Raw genomic sequence first — 19,506 nt, 5'->3', positions numbered from 1 at the left:
CGATCCGCTTAGATCAAGCAATGTAGCAGCTGATGCAGGCACAGCAGATAGAAGGCTCGCGGCGATCGCGCTGCTCGCTAAGAGATATCGTGATTTCATGAGGGAAACCTTTTGAAATATGCAAATTTGCAATAGTTAATTCTGCATTCACTACGATCGAGGGTTGGCGACTATCTAATTGATTTTTTATGAAAATCACGATGCAACGAAATTATTCGATATGTGCAACCATGACACTGAAATGATCGTTCTGTCCGATGCGGCAAACATTTTTGGCCAGCTGTGCGGCAATACAAAATAGATCTACCCGTATTCGGACCAGCTCTGAAAAGTTGCAGGTCTGCTGTTGCTAACGCTCCCAGACCTTTGTCCATGCATTAGTCGTTGGCTGGCAGGTAGCTTAGATCTCAAAGGTCCCCTTTTGATCGGGTTCAGGCAGGCCGCTTTTTTCCGATTTGCCAGGCGATCTGCCGGACCGGTTTCGGGCAGCGAAGCAGTGTCGCCTATGGCCGAACCGGGTGTAAGCTGCCATTCTGCAAACCACATCAGCAGGTAGTATCGGAGGCAGGCAAACGGGGGTATTTAAGGTGGCTACCGATGGTGCGGCATCCGAGCGCAGATTTGTCGGGCGCGAACTCGTCAGTCTAGCGAGTTGCGGCGCTGTGTTGGCACCGCTGGGTATAGTCCTGCACGAAATGGGCCACTTCATTGTGGGGCTCAGCCTTGGATTTCCCGTTCGACTGAACGTGGGGAGCGTATCCGGTGGGCCAGCCATTGGAGCGGCAACGGATCAGGCCGTAGCGATGCAGGTATCCCACCTAGTTCTGCTTCGAACCGCCGGAATAGGCCCATCGGGTATAGGTTGCGTTTGACAGCAAAACGCCGCCAGCCTTTGGGACCAGCGGCGTTAAATTTTGCTTATGCTTAGAGATCAGACAGCAAATCGCACCTGCGTCTGTATCGTCTTCGCACCAGGCGGCACTCCAAGCCAATAGCGCCAAAACCAAGCAGCATCATGGCCCAGTCGCAGGTTCCGGCACTGCGGCAACATTCGCGACAGCACCGAAAGACCCATTGGAGAACGAAGACAAAGTGACCGTGCCTTTGTCCGTTAAAGCTAACAGGGCCAGTAAAATAGTCAGTCAGGGGCGTAGTTGCTAAGCTGGACACGGCATCATAGCCGGCAAACCTGGGCCAGTGCCAAAAAGCGCCGCCTCCGTCGCCGTTTGAACCAAAGACAGCCCGGCGTAATTGCCGCCTAGGTAGAACTGCGTGGTCGAAAGGATGTTGTACGTGGTTCCACCCGCTAGTGCAGAGACCGAGGTCAGGTTCACGTATTTGGTTAAGCCCGTCATCGACAACGTGTCGGTGTCACCAACGGCAGTGAAAACCGCCGGAGTCGAGAAGGCCGCTCCCGCCAAAGTGCCTTCAAAGTCACCCGAGAACGTATAAATAATCGAGGCTGCATTCGCGGCCGTCGAGCCCAACAACGAAGCAGATAGGGCTAAAGCAACCAGAAACCGCTTTTTCATAAGACCTCCTTAAATTATTGTTAATATTTATTAACGAAAAACTTGTTTAATATCAAATGGTTTTGGGAGCTTTGCCGCCAAAAGCCGGAACGAAGGCTCGACGCGAAACCGCCGAATTCACCACCCTTGTTAGGTGTTTGATCCCACGGTTTGATGGTGCGGCCCTTTCGTTGGAATGAAAGGAAGCCATATGGGACAAGTTCGTCAGGGGAGCGCCATGACCACGCACGCCTTCAGCGCAGCGATACGGTGATCGCGCTTGTTTGCGACACTGAGCCAGTTGGGGATCATCCAATACGGTGGCGAAATGGCCAGCAGTGACAGTGGAGATATGAAGTCGGGCCGAGACCCCTCGTTCAAAAAGCCGACCGAGCAAGTATGGTCGTGGCATTTCAGCGGCACGCTGCTGCCGCTGGACGATTGCCTGCTTGCAGCCGTCGATCCGCATTTGACCGATCGAAAGCGACAAGCAAGTGGCGAAATCTGTCAGTCGTTTGGGGCCTAAGCGCAAACTCCGTCAGCCACCATTCACGGTTTTCGGTATTATCAATTGCCGACTTCCAACGCGCTCCAATGATAGGTTGGATATTATCGATAAGGCGCAGGAACCTTGGACAGCCATTCGAATGATGCCTGCAACTCTTCCCGAGTTGATCGTTCTTGCCGTTCAGTTCCCAACGCAGTTTTGCAGGCATCTCTTCATCTGCCATAAATGCCAATCAAGCCGTGGCAAAGCCCGTTACGAACGTCGAGCGGGGCCTGAAGTTCGGCACAAGCACGGTCGCTAAGGATGGGCACAACGACGTCGCAGGCTGACCGGCAACCACTTTGCTTTTCCAATTATCCAATAGCGCGGCGATGCCATGCGCTCTTTGGGAGGCTTCCATTGGGGTGAGTGACTTCCGCGCGCGCAGATCGCTCAATTCTAGCCCAAAGCAGCAGCAGCGATCCCAGTGAACCGCTGAGCCTATCGATGGTCACATCCAATGTTCTGCGCTCCGCCGAACCATGTTTTTGCGGAACCAGCCTTATCCCTGAGGGTAGAGTGCCCGCAACCAAATTGCACCGCGTGATGCAGGGACGTTAGCAATTGGGCCGTTCGCGGTCAGGCATGCGCTTCACAGCAAGCGACACGCTTGATGTTTACAACGACACATCATTTCCGATTACGTCGACCTGACGAGTGTATAGTTTGGCACCTCGACGTCGGGCGCGCCCTCCGCCCAAACCGCCCGGTATAACTTGACGTTGCCGCATCCGACAGCAGCACGCCGCCAGCCTTTCGACCGGCGGCGCTCAGGCTCCTCTCAGGGTCGCAAATCAAGCGTAGGAAAAGGCGACCTTCGGCCTCGTTTTGCGGACCGCATCGCGCCGCCACAAGCCAAGCCGATCAGCATCAATGCCCAAGTTTCAGGTTCGGGAACTGCCGCAGCGGAAAACGATGCCTTGAAGAATACGTCATCTCCTCCGCCCGTCTTGTTCCAACTGTTCGATGTTAGCGCAGCAAAATCGCTGCCGGCATTGTAGTAGACGAAGCTTCCACCAGCCAGAGTGTCCTGATAATTATCGGTTTGCATTGTGGTGGTAGTGCCCCACCTGCAACCCCAGCAGTTGTCAGAAAAGCCACATACTGTGCGCCACTAAGCAGCGAGATGCCGCCAGTGTTGAAAGAGAACTCAGGACCATTGTTCGAATTCAAGATGCTGCTTGAGAACAGTGATGTTCCGGTCGCTTTGCTTCCATCCCAAAGATACAGGTAGGCCATGAAGTCGACGCCGCCTGTTGGCGTCAAAAACAATGAGAACGAGTCGAGCACATTGTCCGTTGGGGCAGTGAAAGTTTGCCCATAAGTCGATGTGTCTGGGCGACCGAACGGCTGCCAAGTCGCAGTGCTCGAGCTTGTCGTATCAAACGTTGTAGCAGCGTTCGCGCTAGTCGCGCGACAGAGCCAATCCCGCCGCTAACACCATCGAAAGTTTTTTCATGAAATTTCCCCCGGCAGCGGCTAACTCGCTGATTCTCAATCCCCTAACTTAACAGCCTGTTAATGTAAACAGCGGTTTCTTAACAGGAGTTCCGCATCGGGACAGGCGCCACCTGTTCGTTCCGCAGTTCGCCCAGACCACCCTTATCAAGGGGCCTGGACGAACCGGTGGAAGCTTCAGGCTGCGGGTTTCGCCCAATCGATCCCGGTCGCGGCGGCACCGGCATCCACAGCGACTAGTAAGCTTTCCTGGCTGAGATGTGCATAGCGCTGGGTAGTGGTGACGCGAGCGTGCCCCAGGACTTGCCCAACCACATACAGGGACTGCCCATTTGACACCATGTTGCCCGCGGCGGTGTGCCGAAGGTCATGAACGCGAACATCAGGCAGACCGGCCTCGATCCGCGCCTTGTTCCAGACATAGAAGATGTCTTTGTAAGGCTTCTTCGTTCGCGGGTTGGGCACCAAGTAAGGGCAGTCATCCCAGCGAGGTAGTTGAGCCAGAACGTCTAGCGCCGACTGGGACAGAGGTGCGTGTCGAGCTTTGCCGGACCTGCTGTGTGGAACTCGCCAGCGCCTCTGTTCAAGGTCAAAATGCTCCCACCGAGCATCGAGCAATTCACGCTTCCGCGCACCAGTCAGGAGCAGCAGCGGGATGATGAATCGAAGCTGACGATTGGGACAGGCTTCGATTGCCGCCTTCACCCGCGTCGTTTCTGCCGCCGACAGATAGCGCTCACGAGCATTATCGATCTTAAAGTGCGGCACATCGTCCAAGGGGTTTGTGGCTGCCCCCGCGACCTTCCATTGCTTGGCCAGCTTAAACATGTAGCCCAGAACGACATGCAGGAAATTGACCGACGCGGGCGTCAAACCCTGATCGACCTTCGATCCGAGCCAGCTCACAATCGCTTCTGATTGTAACTCATCAAGACGCATCTTGCCGAACCGGGGTAGGATATGGAGCCGTAACGCCCGTTCGTCATTGCTATGACTGCGCTTATACGTGCGAACATACGCAAGATAGCGGACCGACAGTTCGGCGACGGTCGGCACCTGTCGCTTGACCTGCTTATCCTCCAGCGGGTTTTCGCCAACGACGACGCGAGAACGCCGTTTCAACGCTTCGCGCTTCGCTTTTTCGTAGCTGATGTCGGGATACGGACCGATGCGGATTTGACGCAGGCGCCCGTACTTGTCCTTATATCGGAGGTGAAACGATTTCCCACCGTTCGACCGGACTTCGAGAATGAAGCCGGACAGCTTGTCCGAGTAGTAGTCCACCTTCCGCTTGTCCGGCGGGCAAGTGGCGGTGGAACGAAACTGGCGTCCATTGTAACAACAGGCATGTGAATTTCCTTTTGAATGATCGATAGATTGGGGTCGCCAGACGGCGCAGGGTGTTGATGAGGGCATGGGTGCCAGAGGGCCGGATCGGCGCTGTGGCCTTTGGAAAAACGGCCGTGCAGGCTTGCCGCGACGCAACTTCGACAGCAGCTTGGATTGGTGATGCTGAACTAGCGGATCGGCCGGTCGCAGGTGACGCGCGGGGCTAAGTCTATGAAAGAGTCTGCAATTCGATCGTCGTTAGCCATTGCTGACGATGAGCGAAGGTGTGGGGTAGAGGGGGCAGATTCAGTGAACTCCCCAGCTCCAGCCGCCGGTGACGGCCATGTGCTCAGCTCTGTGCAGGTTTGTCGAAGTATCTACCCCTACCCCCCCTTTTTCATCCTTCCATCAATCGAACTTACTTTTGGCGGCAAGCCTTAACCGCTCCTGCGAATCTTCACTCAAATCGGATGTTTCTCGCCGTGGATCTCCCAGCGTAACGTGACCAGCAACTATGCGGTAACCGTGCGCTCTCAACGGAGGCGATCCATGAAAGTGATCGACTTCGTCGCCACAGATGGTTCCTCCGCAGCCCAAGTCAGCAGCATCGCGCCAACGATCGCTGATCCTGTGATAAGCTGTTCAATATCGTTCGACCCAGCATCATCGAAATCGTAATTTCGCCTGCCCAGGTGCCAATCTGGGGCTGCCACTCTGGAAGTGGATATACCCGACCATCACCCACACGGGCATCACATCCGCCGACACAGCAGCATCAGGTTGTTTGCGGGCATTACCCGAACCTCGTCCAAAGCAAAGCCTTCGCTTTCAGCCAGTTCGCCCCGTCCTCCAGCCCCGTACACCCCATTCCAAATTCCGCGCCCGCAGGCTTTCGTCAAAGGCCAGATTGCTGGGTGCGGTTGGGTCGTCCTTGCGGAAGTAAGGTCCGTAAAGGATTAGCGGCGCCCCCTTCTGGAGAATCTTTGCGGCTTGTGTGAAAAGCCCAACAGTGGCTGCCCATTCACTAATATGCACCATGTTGATGCACAGCATCGCGTCGGCGTGCGCGATCGGCCATTCGCCAGCCGACGCATCGAGCGCGAGCGGCGGCGCGATATTGGCCAGCCCTGCGTCGGCGCACCATGCGGCGATTGAGACCAGCCCCGCTGGATCGGGGTCGCTCGGCTGCCAGTCCAGCGCCGGAAACGTCGCGGCGAAATGGACGATATGCTCGCCCGATCCGCTCGCGACCTCCAGCACTGTCCCTGCCGCGGGCAGCCATTCTGCGAGCACCGCCGCGATTGCATCGCGGTTGCGCAGCGTTGCCGGGGCGTGGCGCTTTGCGTCGCTCCCGCCGTCGCTGGGCATCCACGGCGGCGCGGACGCCATTAGACCTTGGCCTGCGCCCGCGCGCGGCGTTCGCGGGCGATCAGCCACGCGAGCAGGCCGACCGGACCGACCATCAGGGTCAGAAACAGGAACGGAAACTGGACGATGCGGCTGAAGCCCTTTTGATCGGCGTCGCGCGCGATCCACATCCCCGTAAACAGGTCGAACGCCAGATAATGCGTCCACCCCAACGTCGCACCGCCGGGGCTGTCGAACAGCTTCATCACCCCCGCCAGGGTCGTGAAATCACCGCCGCCCGGACCGCCGGGATTGATCCCGCCGCTCAGGAACCCGACGATCATCACCGTGTACGCCAGGCACAGCAGAAACACCCCGGCGTACAGAATCGCGGCCAGAATTTTCGGACCGCGAGGCAGGAGCACCAGCGCAATCCAGCCAGCAAATGCCCAATAATTGACGAGCAGAAAAACCGTATCCCAAGTCATTTATCGTCCCTCCCATGACCGCAAAACTCGATCCACCACGATATGCGCCTTACGCGCGCATGCTGCCGACGTTTCGGATGAACATAGCTCATATCAGCCCGCCAAGCCCGAACAGCACGATTCCGCCGAATAGTACGACCAGTCCGGTCGTTACGATCAGCAGCGTCAGCCGCGCCGCGGGCAGACGCCGGGTGGCCGCGAAGGCCGCGGCGAGTCCCAGCCCGAGCGCGATCAGCGGGGCATAGAGAAACGCCCAATCGTAGCTGAATTCGCGTCGGACCTCGACCAGCTCCCATTGTTCGACGATCAGACCGTAGAGCGTAATCGCTGCGAGCCAGACGGCAGTGAAAACGACCGCGAACAACGCTCCGCCGGCCAGGCAGCCGGCGGCGGTGCGTTGCGCGCCGCTGTCGCCCTCCGCGCTCAACTGCCGCCGATCTCGCTCAGCGATGGGGTGCCGGGAGCGGCAGCGGGTTCGTTCCACGCTAGGATCGGTTTGCGCGCCGCGGCGGTCTCATCGAGCCGTGCGCGCGGGGCGAAATGCGGCGCGGATTTGAGCGCTGGGTCGCCGTTCTTCGCGCGCATCGCGATGCTGCGCAGTGCGCCGATGAACTGATCGAGCGCCGCCTTGCTTTCGGTCTCGGTCGGCTCAACCAGCATCGCGCCATGGACGACGAGCGGGAAATAGACCGTCATGGGATGATAGCCTTCGTCAATCAGTCCCTTGGCGATGTCAAGCGTCGAGAATCCTTCGGCCAGTCCCTTATCGCTGAACAGAGCCTCGTGCATGCACGGCCCCGACGCCGCGAACGGCGCGTCGAGCACGCCATCAAGGCTGCGCAATACATAATTGGCGTTGAGCACCGCGTCCTCGGCAACCTGCTTGAGGCCGTCGGCCCCGTGGCTGAGAATATAGGTCAGGGCGCGGGTGAACATGCCCATTTGACCGTGGAACGCGGTCATGCGGCCGAACGTCTGCGGGTGATCATCGCCCGCGCTTTCCTCTTCGATCAGGCGGAAGCCTTCGGCGTGCTTAGTGACGAAGGGCAGCGGAGCGAACGGCGCAAGCGCCTCCGACAATACCACGGGTCCTGATCCCGGACCGCCGCCACCGTGCGGGGTCGAAAAGGTCTTATGCAGGTTGATGTGCATCGCGTCGACGCCCAGATCGCCGGGGCGCACCCGGCCGACGATCGCATTGAAATTGGCGCCGTCGCAATAGACATAGCCGCCCACCGCATGGACCGCGTCCGAAATCGCCTTCATGTCGCGCTCGAACAGGCCGCAGGTATTGGGGTTAGTGATCATCACCCCGGCCACGTCGGGGCCGAGGCGTGCCTTCAGCGCTTCGAGGTTAACGCGGCCGGCTTCGGTTGCCGGAATGTCTTCAACGGTGAAGCCCGCAAAAGCGGCGGTCGCCGGATTGGTGCCATGCGCGCTTTCGGGAACGAGGATCACGCGCCGGTCCTCGCCGCGCTCTTCCAATGCCGCCTTGATGCAGAGGATGCCGCACAGCTCGCCATGCGCGCCCGCCTTGGGCGACATCGCGACGCTCTGCATGCCGGTCAGTGTGATCAGCCATTCGGCGAGTTCGTGGATCACGGCGTAAGCGCCCTGTACCGTCTCCTGCGGCTGCAGCGGATGCGCGTCGGCAAAGCCCGGCATTCGCGCGACCTTTTCGTTAAGCCGCGGGTTGTGCTTCATCGTGCAGCTGCCGAGTGGGAAGAGGCCGAGGTCGATCGCGTAATTCTGCCGCGACAGCCGCGTGTAGTGCCGCACCGCTTCGGCCTCGCTGAGCCCCGGCAGCCCAATCGGCGCGGTACGCGCCAGCGCGCCGAGATCGGCGGCGGGCGTGGCTTCGTCGAAATCGACGCCGGTGGTGGCGGTCGAGCCGATTTCGAAGATCAGCGCTTCCTCGAGCATCAGCGCGCGGTTGCCGGTGAAGGTCTTGTTATCATCGGCGCTGCCTGCAGCAGTCATTTCGGGGCGCCAGCCGGCGGGGTTGAGCGCGGTCATGCCAGCACCTCCTTCAGAGCGGCCGCAAAGGCGGCAATATCCGCCTCGGTGACGGTTTCGGTGACCGCGACGACGAGGCCGTTCGCCAGATCCGCGTTGGCGGGGTAGAGGCGACCGAGCGACACGCCGCCCAAAATGTCGCGCTCGGCGAGCTTGTGGATCACCGGGCGCGCTTCGGTCGGCAATAGCAGGGTGAATTCGTTGAAATAGCTGTCGTTCATCACCGACACGCCAGGGATCTTGGCCAGCTCGGCAGCAGCCATCTGGGCGCGACAATGATTGATCGCGGCGAGCTGGCGCAACCCCGCTTCGCCCAGCAAAGTCATATGAATGCTGAAAGCCAGCGCACAAAGCCCTGAATTGGTACAGATATTACTCGTCGCCTTCTCGCGGCGAATATGCTGCTCACGCGTCGACAGCGTCAGTACGAAGCCGCGCTTGCCATTGGCATCGACCGTCTCGCCGCACAGGCGGCCCGGCATCTGGCGGACATACTTGGTCTTGCACGCGAACAGACCGACATAAGGCCCGCCGAACTGCAACCCGACCCCGATCGACTGGCCTTCGCCGACCACGATGTCGGCGCCCATTTCGCCCGGCGCCTTGATCAGCCCGAGCGCGACGGGCTCGGTAACCACCGCAATCAGCAGCGCCCCCGCCGCCTGACAGGCGGCGGCGAGCGCGGTCATATCGTCGATGCGGCCAAGGATGTCGGGATATTGAACGACGACGCAGCTTGTGTCCTTATCGATCGCCGCAGCAAGCGCTGCCCAGTCGGTCCCGGCCTGAAGGCTGGGATCTCCATCGACCAGGACATCGCCGGTATATTTGGCCATCGTGCGCGCGACGCTGCGGTAATGGGGGTGCAGCGCGGTCGACAGCAGCGCTTTGCCGCGCTTGGTGATCCGCCGCGCCATTACGATCGCTTCCCAGCAGGCGGTCGAGCCGTCGTACATCGAGGCATTGGCAACATCGGTGCCGAGCAGCCGCGCGACCTGCGACTGGAATTCGAACAGCATCTGCAGCGTGCCCTGCGCGATTTCGGGCTGATACGGGGTATAGGCAGTCAAAAACTCCCCGCGCTGGATCAGATGATCGACGCTGGCGGGAACATGGTGGCGATACGCCCCGGCACCGAGGAAGAATGGACCGTCACCCGCAGCGCGATTCTGGCGCGACAGCGCCGCCATATGGCGCTCGACCGTGAGTTCGCTGGCGTGCATCGGCAGGTGGGCGATCGGGCCGTCGAGCCGCGCATCGAGGGGAACGTCGGCGAACAGATCCTCGATCGACGCCGCGCCGATGGTGGCGAGCATCGCGCTGCGGTCATCGGACGTAAGGGGGAGATAACGCATGAACTACTCCGCAGAAGAATCTGGTTTTTGGGAAAAAAGCTGGACGGTGTCGGCGAGCGTGCCGGAGAAGATCGCCGGACCGGCGTGGGTCGTGCGGATCCATGGCGCCAGCCAGATGCGAAAGCCCGCGTCGCGAACGCGGCGGCAAAAGGCATAATCGTCCGACAGCAACGCCTGACTATCAGGCTCGATATAGGGGCAGAAAAAGGCGGGGACGATTTCGCCGACGCCATGCGCCTGCCGTTCGGCAGGGTCGGGCCGAAAAACAAGCTCGGGCATCGCCGCTGCCATGCCTTCGAGGACCGCGCGGCGGATAAGCATCATCGCTGTGCCGAGCCGCGTCAGCTCGACGAGATCGGCCATCTTGAAATTTTGCTCGGGGTTCAGGAAATGCAGCGCGAAATCGCCGGTATAGCGCGCCAGATCGGCGGGATTATCCTTCGCCAGCCCCTGTTCGACCGCGCGCGCGACATTGGCCCAGTTGATCATCCGCCGCGGATAAGCGCCGCCCACCACCCCGCAACCAGGAGTCGCCTCCATCGCGCGGATCAGCGAGAACACGTCGTCGGCCGAAAAGTCGATGTCGGCATCGATGAACAAAAGGTGCGTGCAATCGCTGGCGAGGAACATTGCGGTGAGCATGTTGCGCGCGCGGGTGATCGACGGTTGATAAAGGATGAACTCGAACCGCACCGAAATGCCCATCGCCTGCGCGCGCAGCGCCAGCGCCAGCGCCGCGCGGACATAGGTGCCCTGCGCGCCCTCATAGATAGGCGTGGCAACCATCAGGCGGCAATTGGCAAGAACAGCATCGGTGGCGATGGCATTTTCTCCAGAAGCCCTCCTTTCAGAGGAGGGGGTTGGGGTGGGGTCGCGGTGCTGGGTCCACCCCGTTGCGACAAGCGAACACGTTCGCTTGTCTCACTGCCCCTCCCATGAAGGGGAGGGGAGATACCGCTAGAGCGTGTCGCAGAAGGCTTTGTACGCCTTCGCGTCCATCAGGCCGTCGAGCTGGCTCTTGTCGCTGAGCGCGAGGCGGAAGAACCAGCCTTCGCCTTCGGGATCCGAATTGACGAGCGCGGGATCTTCTTCGAGCTGGCTGTTGCCTTCCGTCACCGTCCCATCGACCGGGGCATAGACGTCGCTCGCCGCCTTCACCGATTCGACCACTGCGGCGTCGCCCCCTTGGCTCAGCTCGGCGCCGGTGTCGGGAACCTCGACGAACACGATGTCGCCAAGCTGGCCCTGCGCAAAATCGGTGATGCCGACCGTGGCGACGTCACCGTCGACATCGATCCACTCATGCTCTTCGGTATAATAACGCGGCATCGATCAAGCTCCTGTTTTACGAACATAATTATGCGGGACAAAGGGCATGGCGGTGACGGTGCAGGCCACCCTTTTGCCGCGAACTTCGGCGGCGAGCGCGGTGCCGGGTTCAGCATGGTCGCGTGGCACATAGCCCATCGCGATCGGCGCGCCCACGCTGGGAGCGAAGCCGCCCGACGTCACGACGCCGATTTCGGTGTTGCCGTCGAACAGCTTCGCGCCCTCGCGCACAGGCAACTTACCGTCGACCAGCAGGCCGACGCGCTTGCGCGGGCTGCCGTCGGCAAGGTGGCCAAGGACGCGCGCGGCGCCCGGGAAGCCGCCTTCCTCCCGGCGACGCTTGCTGATCGCGAATGCCAAGTCGCCTTCGACCGGATCAATCGTTGGGTCGAGATCATGGCCATAGAGCGGCAGTCCTGCCTCCAGCCGCAACGAATCACGCGCGCCCAGCCCGATCGGTTTGACCTCCTCCATCGCGCACAGCGCGTCGGCGAATCCCTCGAGCGTTTCGTTCGGCAGCGAAATTTCGAACCCATCCTCGCCGGTATAGCCCGACCGACTGATTGCGACCGCATGGCCGTTCCACGTCGCGCGCGTCGCCTGCATGAACACCAGGCCTGCGGCCTCGGGTACCAGCCGCGTCAGCGCATCGACGGCTTTCGGCCCCTGTAACGCGAGCAGGCCATGATCTTCGTTGTGATTGAGTGTGATGTCGTCAGGCAGATTTTCGCGCAAATGCCCGATATCTTCCCACTTCACGGCGCCGTTGACGACGATGCCGAGTTGGTCGCCCTCGTTGGTGATCATTAAATCATCGAGGATGCCGCCATCCTCGTCCAGCAGCAGCGAATAGCGCATCCGCCCGGGCTTCAGTGCCGAGATGTCACCGGGGACGAGGGCTTCGAGCGCTTCGGCAACCGTGTCGCCCGAGAGCGCCAACTGCCCCATGTGGCTGACGTCGAACAACCCGGCGTTTTCGCGGACCCACAGATGTTCGGCCATGATGCCTTCATATTGGATCGGCATCCAATACCCCGCGAATTCGACCATCCGGCCGCCCTTCGCGCGATGCCAGGCGTCGAGCGGCAGCACTTCGGTCGCGGCTTCGATCGCGACGTCTTCGTCCAACTGTTCGGTTTCGGTCATGCCAGTCTCCCGCGGTTGCACGGCGGATGCGCGGCGGGGTGCCGCGCCTTTCGCCCTGCCCCCTCTGTCACGGGAACCTGAGAGTTTTCCCCCGGCGAAATCGTCCGGAGTTACCCCTTCGGTGGTTCCGGCCGACAGCCGGAACGCTTTCCAGAGTGTCCGTTCCAGCCTGCGCGGTCCTGCTGACCTGAGAGTTTCCGGGGCGGTTGCTCCTTCGGTGGTGAGGCGCCGGTTGCCCTGCCCTCACGCTCTCCCGCGCGGCCGGTCGAATCCCTTTCGAGACCCGACAGACGCCCGAGCCTTGGCGCTGCCCCCGACCGGAGTCAATCGGCGAGCGCGCGGATTGCGTCGTTTTCGTGGATATGCACGCCCGAACCACCCTGCCCGGCAAGTTTCACGATCGCCGCGGCAACGGTGGCGGCCGGGATCGAGCGGTAGCGGCGGAACGAACCGTGGAGCAAGGCGTCGGCGAGCGGCGCCGCGATCGTCGCCAGCCGCTCACCCAGCCGCGGCGGCCCGGGTCGATCGCCGAGCAGCAGGCCGGGACGGATCAGATCGAGCCGCTCGACCCCCAAAGCACGCAGTCCATCCTCGGTTTCACCCTTGGTCCGCAGATAGAAATTGCCTGCCTTTGGCGACGCCCCGACCGAACTGACGACGATCATATGGGGTGCACCGCCCAGCCGGGCGCCCTTGGCAGCAGCGAGGATCAGGTCATGGTCCACGGCGCGGAACGCGGCCTGCGAGCCGGCTTGGCGGATCGTGGTGCCGAGGCAACAGATGAGAACCGCGGACTGTTCGGCGGCGATGATATCGGGCCAGTTTTCGGGCGATGCGACGCGCTCGGCATGGTGCGGCGCCAATCCATCCACCGAACGGCGGGCGACGATGGTGACGGTCTTGTCGCCGAACGCCGCAATCACGGCGCGCCCGATCAGTCCGGTCGCCCCAATGATCAGCGCCTCAGACATGCGCCAGCGCCTCCGGCACTTCGGCGCGCCCGAAAATTTCGGCATAACGATCGATGGCAAAACGGTCGGTCATTCCGGCAATATAGTCCCCGATATGCCGGGTTGTCGCGCATTCTTCGCCGGGCACGCGCGCCGACCAATCCTCGCCCATCAGCCGCGGATCATCGGCATAGGCGGCGAACAGGCGCGTGACGACCTGGTTCGCCGCTTCCGCGGCGGCGACCTGTTCGGGATGATGATAGAGATTGGCGTACATGAACCGCTTGAGCTCGCGCTCGTCGGCCGCAAGTTCGGGCGAAAAGCCTCCCAGCGACCAGCCGGCGGCGCGAACCTCGGCGACACTGGCGACGCCAGCAGCAGCAACATTGGCCTGCGTCGCCGCGATAACATTGTTGACCATCACCCCGATCTGGTCGCGGACCAGCTCGCGCAGCAACCGGTCGCGAGGCGCGCCGGGGAAGCGGTCCTCGACGGCACGGAAATTGGCGGCCACAAACGGCTGTTCCATCAGCTGCTCAAGGTCGAGCAACCCCGCGCGCAAGCCGTCGTCGATGTCGTGATTGTCATAGGCTATGTCGTCGGCAACCGCTGCAATCTGCGCTTCAAGGCTCGCGTGACTGCCGAGGTCGAGGCGAAAATCACCATCGATCTCGGCCAGCGCCCAACCAGGGTTGGTTACCGGTCCATTGTGCTTCGCTAGCCCCTCAAGCGTTTCCCACGTCAGGTTGAGCCCGTCGAACAGTGGATAGGGACATTCCAGCCCCGCGAGCGTGCGCAGCGTGTGTCCGTTATGATCGAAACCGCCGTGGTCCGCCATCGCGGCTTTCAGCGCATCCTCGCCCGCATGGCCGAAGGGTGGATGGCCGATGTCGTGCGCGAGGCACAAGGCCTCGGTCAAATCCTCGTTGAGCCCCAGCGCACGCGCGATTCCACGCCCGATCTGTGCCACCTCGATACTGTGAGTCAGGCGGACGCGATAATGGTCGCCGTCAGGAGCGACGAACACCTGCGTCTTGTGGCGCAGGCGGCGAAACGCGATCGAATGAATGATGCGGTCACGGTCGCGCTGGAAGTCGTCGCGCGGGCCTCGGACAACGCGGCCCAGCTCAGCATGGCGGCGCCCGCGACTCTGCGCCGGATTGCTCGCGCAATCGGCAACGCTCACTTGAACGGATCGACGGTCTCGCCCGCCTCGCTGTTAAACAAGAAGCCGTCGCCGCCAGCTTTCTTATAGCTGGTGAGCCAGTCCTGCGCCGCCTTGCGGTCCTTGAATGGGCCGACCAGCAACCGGCGGGTCTTGCCCCATTCGGCGGTGGCGCCCGATTTTCCCCTGAACAGATCGGGGCTCTTCTTGGCGAACTTGCCATAGTCGGTTGCGAGCGCGCGGGCGTTCGCGCCGGTCGCCACCTGCACCCAGATGCGCGCCGGATTGGCCTTCTTCTCCGCCGCCTCGGACTTGGCCCTGGCATCGGCATCGGCCTTGGCTTTCGCGGCCACCGCGTCCTTCTCGCGCTTCGCATCCTCGGCAGCGTCGGCGCGGCGCTTGTCTTCAAGCAGTTTGGCGAGCGTGTCTGCGCCGATCGCATTGTCGGGCTGGGTCAGTTCCTCGGGCGGAATCTCGATCGAGCCAACGATGTCGGCCAGCGATGCGAGAGGCGCGGGTGACGGTGCTACTGATACTGTCGCAGCGGACGGCGGCGACTGTGGCAGCGTTGAAGGCGTACTCAGCGCACCGCGCCCAATGTCGGCAATCGAGAAGCCAGGTCCGACTTGTCCGGGATTTTCGTTCGCCGTGACGCCGGTCGCTTCTTGCTTTGCTAAAACGACTCCCCCGGTTACGGGCGCTGACGGGTTGCGGGCCTCGGGCGATACGGCAGATGGATCAGGAGAAGACGATGGCGCGGGCCGAATAGTCTGCTGAAATGGTGACTTTAACCCCGGCGCACCGCTCGCAACCTCGCCGCGCGTCGGCGTCGATGCCGCTTCATTCGAAGCCGGTTTCGCCGCGCGCGCGGCTGGCGCCACAACCGATTCAGCGACCGTCCCAGCCGCGGGCCGGCTTACCGTCGGCGTCCGTTCGCTGGCAGCCTGGCTTGAGGGCGTGCGCGGCTGGGCATAGGCTGGCCCCAGCGGCCGGGCGCTGGGCGTCGGGGTCGGCGCCGCAGCAACCGTAGCCGCGGGCGGTCGCTTCGTACTCGCCGCCGCCCGCCTGCCCGAAGCGGCAGGGGGCGGCGTTGCGGCCGCGACTTGCACCGGTTTGCGCTTCGCCCCCAACTCGCCATTGGGAAAGCGGCCGAAATGTGCCGCTGCCGCCTGCTGCGCCGGATTGAGCCGGTCCATCTGGGTCAGATAGGGCAGGATATTCTGCGCCATGGCAGGCGGCATTGTTGCGTTGACGATTTCGCTCGCTTCGCCGTCACGGCCGTTCATCGCCAGAATCATCGCGCGCAGTCGCCAGGCGCCGCGATCCTGTGCTCGCAGCTGCGGGGTCAGCATCTGGATCGCACGGTCGGCTTCTCCGCTGATCCCGAGCGACAGCGCATAGCGCCGCGTCAATTCGTCATTGGGTGCGATCGCCAGCGCGAGCTGGTAATCGCGCTGCGCCGCATCCTGTTGACCGAGCAGGTCGCGCGCAAGCGCTCGGTCAGACAGGAACACCCGTTCGGGCGCGCCCAGCAGCTGTGCTTCGCCAAAATAGTCGAGCGCGCGGGTCGGGTTTTCCATATGCACCATCGCCGACCCCAGCGCCGCCTTGACCGCACCGTCGCGCGGGCTCGACTGCTCGGCGCGAACCAGAAAGCCCAGCGCGGCGCGATAGTCATCAAGCTCGATCGATGCCCGGCCGGCGTCGAGCAGCGCGCGGGGATCGCTGTTGTTGGCGGCGATGCGGGCGAGCGCCGACGACAGCAGGGTGCGCGCCGCGGTGCGCTTTTCCATCGCCGCCTTGGTCGCGGCATCTGGCGGCGTCACCTGCGCGGACGCAGGTACTGCCGCGAGTCCCACAAGCAGCGCGCCGAACGCACCGGCACAGAGCCGCGCGCGAGTCGGCTTCGCCGTGATTTTCGCTTGCCGCATGGGCAACTCATCCCGATCTTCGGTCTGCCGTGCCCTGCGGGCAGCCGTTTACAGCCCCGTTACTGGTTGTTCTGACGCCCCAGGAAGCGTGGGATATCAACCCCGTCTTCCTTGTCGCCATCCTCACCCTCGGGCGGCGTGGCGCCGCGCGACAGGCGCGACATGCGCTCGAACAAGGTGCCGCCGCCCATCGAGCGCGCGGGAGCTTCCTCGCCGCCACTCGCGTCGCCGCCCGATGCCGGAGCTGTGCGATAATCGGTCGCGGGCGCCTCCGGGGCATCGAGGACCAGCTCGTCCGACGGATCCTCATCGGTCGCGGCGACCTCAGACAATATCATCGGATCTTCCTCGGCGGCGGGCGCTTCGGCTTCGGCCGCATCGCTCAGCGAAAAGCCGGGCGCCGGGTCATTGACTTCGTCCGCCAGCGCGTCGGCAACGGGCTCTTCGTCGACGACCGGTTCGAAAGCCTCTTCGGCCACCGGTGCAGGCGCAGCAGCGCGCGCTGGGGCAAAGGAGAAGCTGCGCGTCGCGGGCGAAGCCTGCGCTGCCATTTCGCCCGTACTGTCGATGCCGGTGGCGACCACCGAGACGCGGATCTTGCCGTCGAGGCTGTCGTTGAAAGCGCTGCCCCAGATGATGTTGGCGTCCGGATCGACAAGCTCGCGAATATGGTTCGCGGCCTCGTCGACTTCCATCAGGCGCATGTCCTCGCCGCCGGTGATCGAAATGATAACACCCTTGGCGCCCGCCATCGACACACCGTCGAGCAACGGGTTGGCGATCGCTTTTTGCGCTGCTTCGAGCGCGCGGCCATCGCCTTCGGCTTCGCCCGTGCCCATCATCGCCTTGCCCATTTCGCGCATCACGCTGCGGACGTCGGCGAAGTCGAGGTTGATTAGGCCGGGCATGACCATCAGGTCGGTGATCCCGCGCACGCCCTGTTGCAGCACCTCATCCGCCATGGTGAAGGCTTCTTTGAAGGTGGTATTCGGGTTAGCGACCAGAAACAGATTCTGGTTCGGAATGACGATCAGCGTATCGACATGATCCTGCAGCTCGGCAATCCCCGAGTCCGCCGAACGCATGCGGCGCTGACCTTCGAAGGTGAAGGGCTTGGTCACGACGCCGACGGTCAGGATGCCGCGGTCGCGCGCTGCTTTGGCGATCACCGGCGCCGCCCCGGTGCCAGTGCCGCCGCCCATGCCAGCGGCGATGAAGCACATATGCGCTCCGTTCAAAGCTTCTTCGACCTGCGCAATGCTTTCCTCGGCGGCCGCGCGGCCAACCTCGGGCCGCGAACCCGCGCCCAATCCCTGCGTGATCTGGGTCCCAAGCTGGATGCGCCGTTCGGCCGGCGACGCGTTCAGCGCCTGCGCATCGGTATTAGCAACGATGAAGTCGACCCCCTCGACCCTTGCTGCAATCATGTTCGCGATGGCATTGCCGCCAGCTCCGCCGACGCCGATTACCGCAATTCGCGGCTTCAGCTCGTCGACCTGTGGCGGCCCAATATTGATGCTCATCAAAACGTCTCCCTGCAGCGGCGGACAGGTGCCGCTTCCCCAACCTTGCGACCCAAACGAGCGGGTGTCCCGCCGCCCGATTTTCTTACCCCGCATTGCACTATTGTGACCGGGGAATCACCCAAAAAATTAACCTTTTTTCGCGTTTCACCGCTAAAAACTGCTTTTTAGGGCCGCCATCAACCGGTGGAGGATCGATGTACTCGCCGGTCGATAGACATCCTGCGACATCATCGGCAAATCGCGCAGATCAACCGGGTCCGACGCGGCGTAGAGAACCAGACCCGCAAGCGTCGCGAAAGCGGGGCCGCTATGCGCATCAGGCAGGCCGTGCAACCCGCGCGGCCGTCCGACCCGCGCGGCGCGGCCAAGTGCGCTCTGGGTGTAATCGGCGATGCCTTTCAGATCTGCGCCGCCGCCGACGAGCACCACCTGACGCCCGATCGGGCCGACGAAATGCAGATCTTTCAATGTCCTGCCGATCTCGCCCATCATCGCGTCGAGACGCTGGCGAATGACCGTCACCAACTGCGCGCGGGTGATGCGCGGGGTGTCGCCGTTGGTTGGCGCGCCGGGCTCGAGCTCGATGATCTCGTTATTATCGCGCGGCGATGCCGACGCCGAGCCGTAGAAGCTCTGCAAGCGCTGCGCCTGGCTTCGCCGAATGCCAAAGGCCGAGGCGATATCGTCGGTGATGTCGCTGGCGCCAAAGGGCAGCGAAGCCATTTCGACCAGCATCCCGCCGGCATAGAGCGATACCGTGGTCACCGCGGCGCCAAGCTCGACGAGCGCCACGCCCAGGTCGCGTTCTTCGTCAGACAGGCAGGCGAGCCCCGCCGCGATCGGCGAAGCGACCACCGCGTTGACGTCAAGATGCGCCTGTCGGACCGCCGCCTCCAGGTTCCGCACCGGGGCGCCGTCGGCCATGATGATATGGATGTCGACGCCGAGCCGATCGGCGTGAAGACCGATCGGATTCTTGACCCCGGTCAGTCCGTCGAGCGTGTAAAGCGCGGGCTGTGCATGCAGGATCATCCGGCCTTCGGGATCGATCCCGGCGCGCCCCGCGGCGAGCAGGTCGTCGATGTCCTCCTTCTCGATCCGATGCCCACCGAGTTCGCTTTCGATCGGCGCCACGTCGCTCAGCAAGCCGCCGGCCGAAAAGCTGACCCAGACGTCATCGATGTTGAGCCCCGCGATCCGTTCGGCCTGCTCGATCGCCTCGCGCACAATATGTTCGGTCTGTTCCATGTCGGCGACATAACCGCGCTGGACGCCGCGGCTTTCGCGCTGCCCGGTACCAAGTACGTGCAACTGGCCGTCGGCGGTCTGTCCGGCGATCAGCGCGCACACCTTCCACGACCCGACATCGAGCGCAGTGATGATCTTTTCAATGCGCGGCGGCGCCATG

At 62.3% G+C, this 19,506-nt stretch carries 16 protein-coding genes, 1 pseudogene and 2 riboswitches; of the genes and pseudogenes, 1 reads left to right on the top strand and 16 read right to left on the bottom strand.

Annotated elements, in window-relative coordinates; all coding sequences use genetic code 11:
* Positions 1–1,157: 1,157 nt before the first annotated feature.
* Positions 1,158–1,532, bottom strand: coding sequence for a hypothetical protein (locus IPF76_RS11880; protein ID WP_293844076.1), 375 nt, complete (start codon positions 1,530–1,532; stop codon positions 1,158–1,160).
* 259 nt (positions 1,533–1,791) lie between these two features.
* Here IPF76_RS11880 and IPF76_RS11875 point away from each other — a divergent pair, with 259 nt between their 5' ends.
* A complete protein-coding gene (locus IPF76_RS11875) occupies positions 1,792–2,037 on the top strand; it encodes a hypothetical protein (RefSeq protein ID WP_293844073.1) in 246 nt (81 codons plus the stop codon).
* 802 nt (positions 2,038–2,839) lie between these two features.
* Here IPF76_RS11875 and IPF76_RS11870 read toward each other — a convergent pair.
* The 15 genes and pseudogenes from IPF76_RS11870 to ftsA form a co-directional block, all read right to left on the bottom strand.
* Positions 2,840–3,109: a PEP-CTERM sorting domain-containing protein gene (locus IPF76_RS11870; RefSeq protein WP_293844070.1), complete on the bottom strand. Its 270-nt coding sequence runs from the start codon at positions 3,107–3,109 to the stop codon at positions 2,840–2,842.
* 584 nt (positions 3,110–3,693) lie between these two features.
* Complete coding sequence (locus tag IPF76_RS11865) at positions 3,694–4,800, bottom strand: site-specific integrase (RefSeq protein ID WP_293844067.1); 1,107 nt, start codon at positions 4,798–4,800, stop codon at positions 3,694–3,696.
* Positions 4,801–5,597: 797 nt separating this feature from the next.
* Positions 5,598–6,234: pseudogene (locus tag IPF76_RS11860) on the bottom strand (DUF938 domain-containing protein).
* Positions 6,234–6,680, bottom strand: coding sequence for an ABA4-like family protein (locus IPF76_RS11855; RefSeq protein WP_293844064.1), 447 nt, complete (start codon positions 6,678–6,680; stop codon positions 6,234–6,236). Before IPF76_RS11855 ends, IPF76_RS11860 begins: the two are co-directional and overlap by 1 nt.
* 88 nt (positions 6,681–6,768) lie before the next feature.
* Positions 6,769–7,107 carry a hypothetical protein gene (locus IPF76_RS11850; protein ID WP_293844061.1) on the bottom strand — a complete coding sequence of 113 codons (339 nt, stop codon included), beginning with the start codon at positions 7,105–7,107 and terminating at the stop codon, positions 6,769–6,771.
* Complete coding sequence (gcvPB, locus tag IPF76_RS11845) at positions 7,104–8,660, bottom strand: aminomethyl-transferring glycine dehydrogenase subunit GcvPB (RefSeq protein WP_293844642.1); 1,557 nt, start codon at positions 8,658–8,660, stop codon at positions 7,104–7,106. Before gcvPB ends, IPF76_RS11850 begins: the two co-directional genes overlap by 4 nt.
* Before the next feature lie 32 nt (positions 8,661–8,692).
* Entirely contained in the window at positions 8,693–10,051 is a 1,359-nt protein-coding gene (gcvPA, locus tag IPF76_RS11840) for an aminomethyl-transferring glycine dehydrogenase subunit GcvPA (RefSeq protein ID WP_293844057.1), read from the bottom strand.
* A gap of 3 nt (positions 10,052–10,054) precedes the next feature.
* Complete coding sequence (locus IPF76_RS11835; protein WP_293844054.1) at positions 10,055–10,837, bottom strand: hypothetical protein; 783 nt, start codon at positions 10,835–10,837, stop codon at positions 10,055–10,057.
* Between the two features lie 171 nt (positions 10,838–11,008).
* Positions 11,009–11,380: a glycine cleavage system protein GcvH gene (gene gcvH, locus IPF76_RS11830; RefSeq protein WP_293844051.1), complete on the bottom strand. Its 372-nt coding sequence runs from the start codon at positions 11,378–11,380 to the stop codon at positions 11,009–11,011.
* Positions 11,381–11,383: 3 nt separating this feature from the next.
* A complete protein-coding gene (gene gcvT / locus IPF76_RS11825) occupies positions 11,384–12,526 on the bottom strand; it encodes a glycine cleavage system aminomethyltransferase GcvT (RefSeq protein ID WP_293844048.1) in 1,143 nt (380 codons plus the stop codon).
* 54 nt (positions 12,527–12,580) lie between these two features.
* Positions 12,581–12,690: riboswitch (glycine riboswitch) on the bottom strand.
* A riboswitch (glycine riboswitch) is annotated at positions 12,691–12,792 on the bottom strand. It abuts the riboswitch before it with no gap.
* Positions 12,793–12,849: 57 nt separating this feature from the next.
* Positions 12,850–13,497: an NAD-dependent dehydratase gene (locus tag IPF76_RS11820; protein ID WP_293844045.1), complete on the bottom strand. Its 648-nt coding sequence runs from the start codon at positions 13,495–13,497 to the stop codon at positions 12,850–12,852.
* Entirely contained in the window at positions 13,490–14,662 is a 1,173-nt protein-coding gene (locus IPF76_RS11815; RefSeq protein WP_293844042.1) for a deoxyguanosinetriphosphate triphosphohydrolase, read from the bottom strand. The genes IPF76_RS11820 and IPF76_RS11815 overlap by 8 nt, the downstream gene beginning before the upstream one ends.
* Positions 14,659–16,572, bottom strand: a complete 1,914-nt coding sequence (locus IPF76_RS11810; RefSeq protein ID WP_293844038.1) for an SPOR domain-containing protein — start codon at positions 16,570–16,572, stop codon at positions 14,659–14,661. Before IPF76_RS11810 ends, IPF76_RS11815 begins: the two co-directional genes overlap by 4 nt.
* A 59-nt stretch (positions 16,573–16,631) precedes the next feature.
* Positions 16,632–18,095 (bottom strand): cell division protein FtsZ, encoded by a 1,464-nt coding sequence (gene ftsZ / locus IPF76_RS11805; protein WP_293844036.1) that lies wholly within the window; start codon positions 18,093–18,095, stop codon positions 16,632–16,634.
* Between the two features lie 153 nt (positions 18,096–18,248).
* Positions 18,249–19,505, bottom strand: coding sequence for a cell division protein FtsA (gene ftsA, locus IPF76_RS11800; protein WP_293844033.1), 1,257 nt, complete (start codon positions 19,503–19,505; stop codon positions 18,249–18,251).
* Between the last annotated feature and the right edge of the window lies 1 nt (position 19,506).

This window comes from Sphingopyxis sp., from assembly GCF_016704835.1.
Classification (GTDB): Bacteria; Pseudomonadota; Alphaproteobacteria; order Sphingomonadales; family Sphingomonadaceae; genus Sphingopyxis.
The sequence above is the reverse complement of the archived record's forward strand: the minus strand, read 5'-3'. Positions and strand labels throughout refer to the sequence as shown.

Bases quoted from the DNA above. Each gene is read 5' to 3' on its own strand.
- gcvPB (WP_293844642.1), bottom strand. From the start codon at position 8,660: ATGACTGCTGCAGGCAGCGCCGATGATAACAAGACCTTCACCGGCAAC.
- ftsA (WP_293844033.1), bottom strand. From the start codon at position 19,505: ATGGCGCCGCCGCGCATTGAAAAGATCATCACTGCGCTCGATGTCGGG.
- IPF76_RS11810 (WP_293844038.1), bottom strand. From the start codon at position 16,572: ATGCGGCAAGCGAAAATCACGGCGAAGCCGACTCGCGCGCGGCTCTGT.
- IPF76_RS11820 (WP_293844045.1), bottom strand. From the start codon at position 13,497: ATGTCTGAGGCGCTGATCATTGGGGCGACCGGACTGATCGGGCGCGCC.
- gcvPA (WP_293844057.1), bottom strand. From the start codon at position 10,051: ATGCGTTATCTCCCCCTTACGTCCGATGACCGCAGCGCGATGCTCGCC.
- IPF76_RS11880 (WP_293844076.1), bottom strand. From the start codon at position 1,532: ATGAAAAAGCGGTTTCTGGTTGCTTTAGCCCTATCTGCTTCGTTGTTG.
- gcvH (WP_293844051.1), bottom strand. From the start codon at position 11,380: ATGCCGCGTTATTATACCGAAGAGCATGAGTGGATCGATGTCGACGGT.
- IPF76_RS11870 (WP_293844070.1), bottom strand. From the start codon at position 3,109: ATGCAAACCGATAATTATCAGGACACTCTGGCTGGTGGAAGCTTCGTC.
- IPF76_RS11835 (WP_293844054.1), bottom strand. From the start codon at position 10,837: ATGGTTGCCACGCCTATCTATGAGGGCGCGCAGGGCACCTATGTCCGC.
- ftsZ (WP_293844036.1), bottom strand. From the start codon at position 18,095: ATGAGCATCAATATTGGGCCGCCACAGGTCGACGAGCTGAAGCCGCGA.
- IPF76_RS11855 (WP_293844064.1), bottom strand. From the start codon at position 6,680: ATGACTTGGGATACGGTTTTTCTGCTCGTCAATTATTGGGCATTTGCT.
- gcvT (WP_293844048.1), bottom strand. From the start codon at position 12,526: ATGACCGAAACCGAACAGTTGGACGAAGACGTCGCGATCGAAGCCGCG.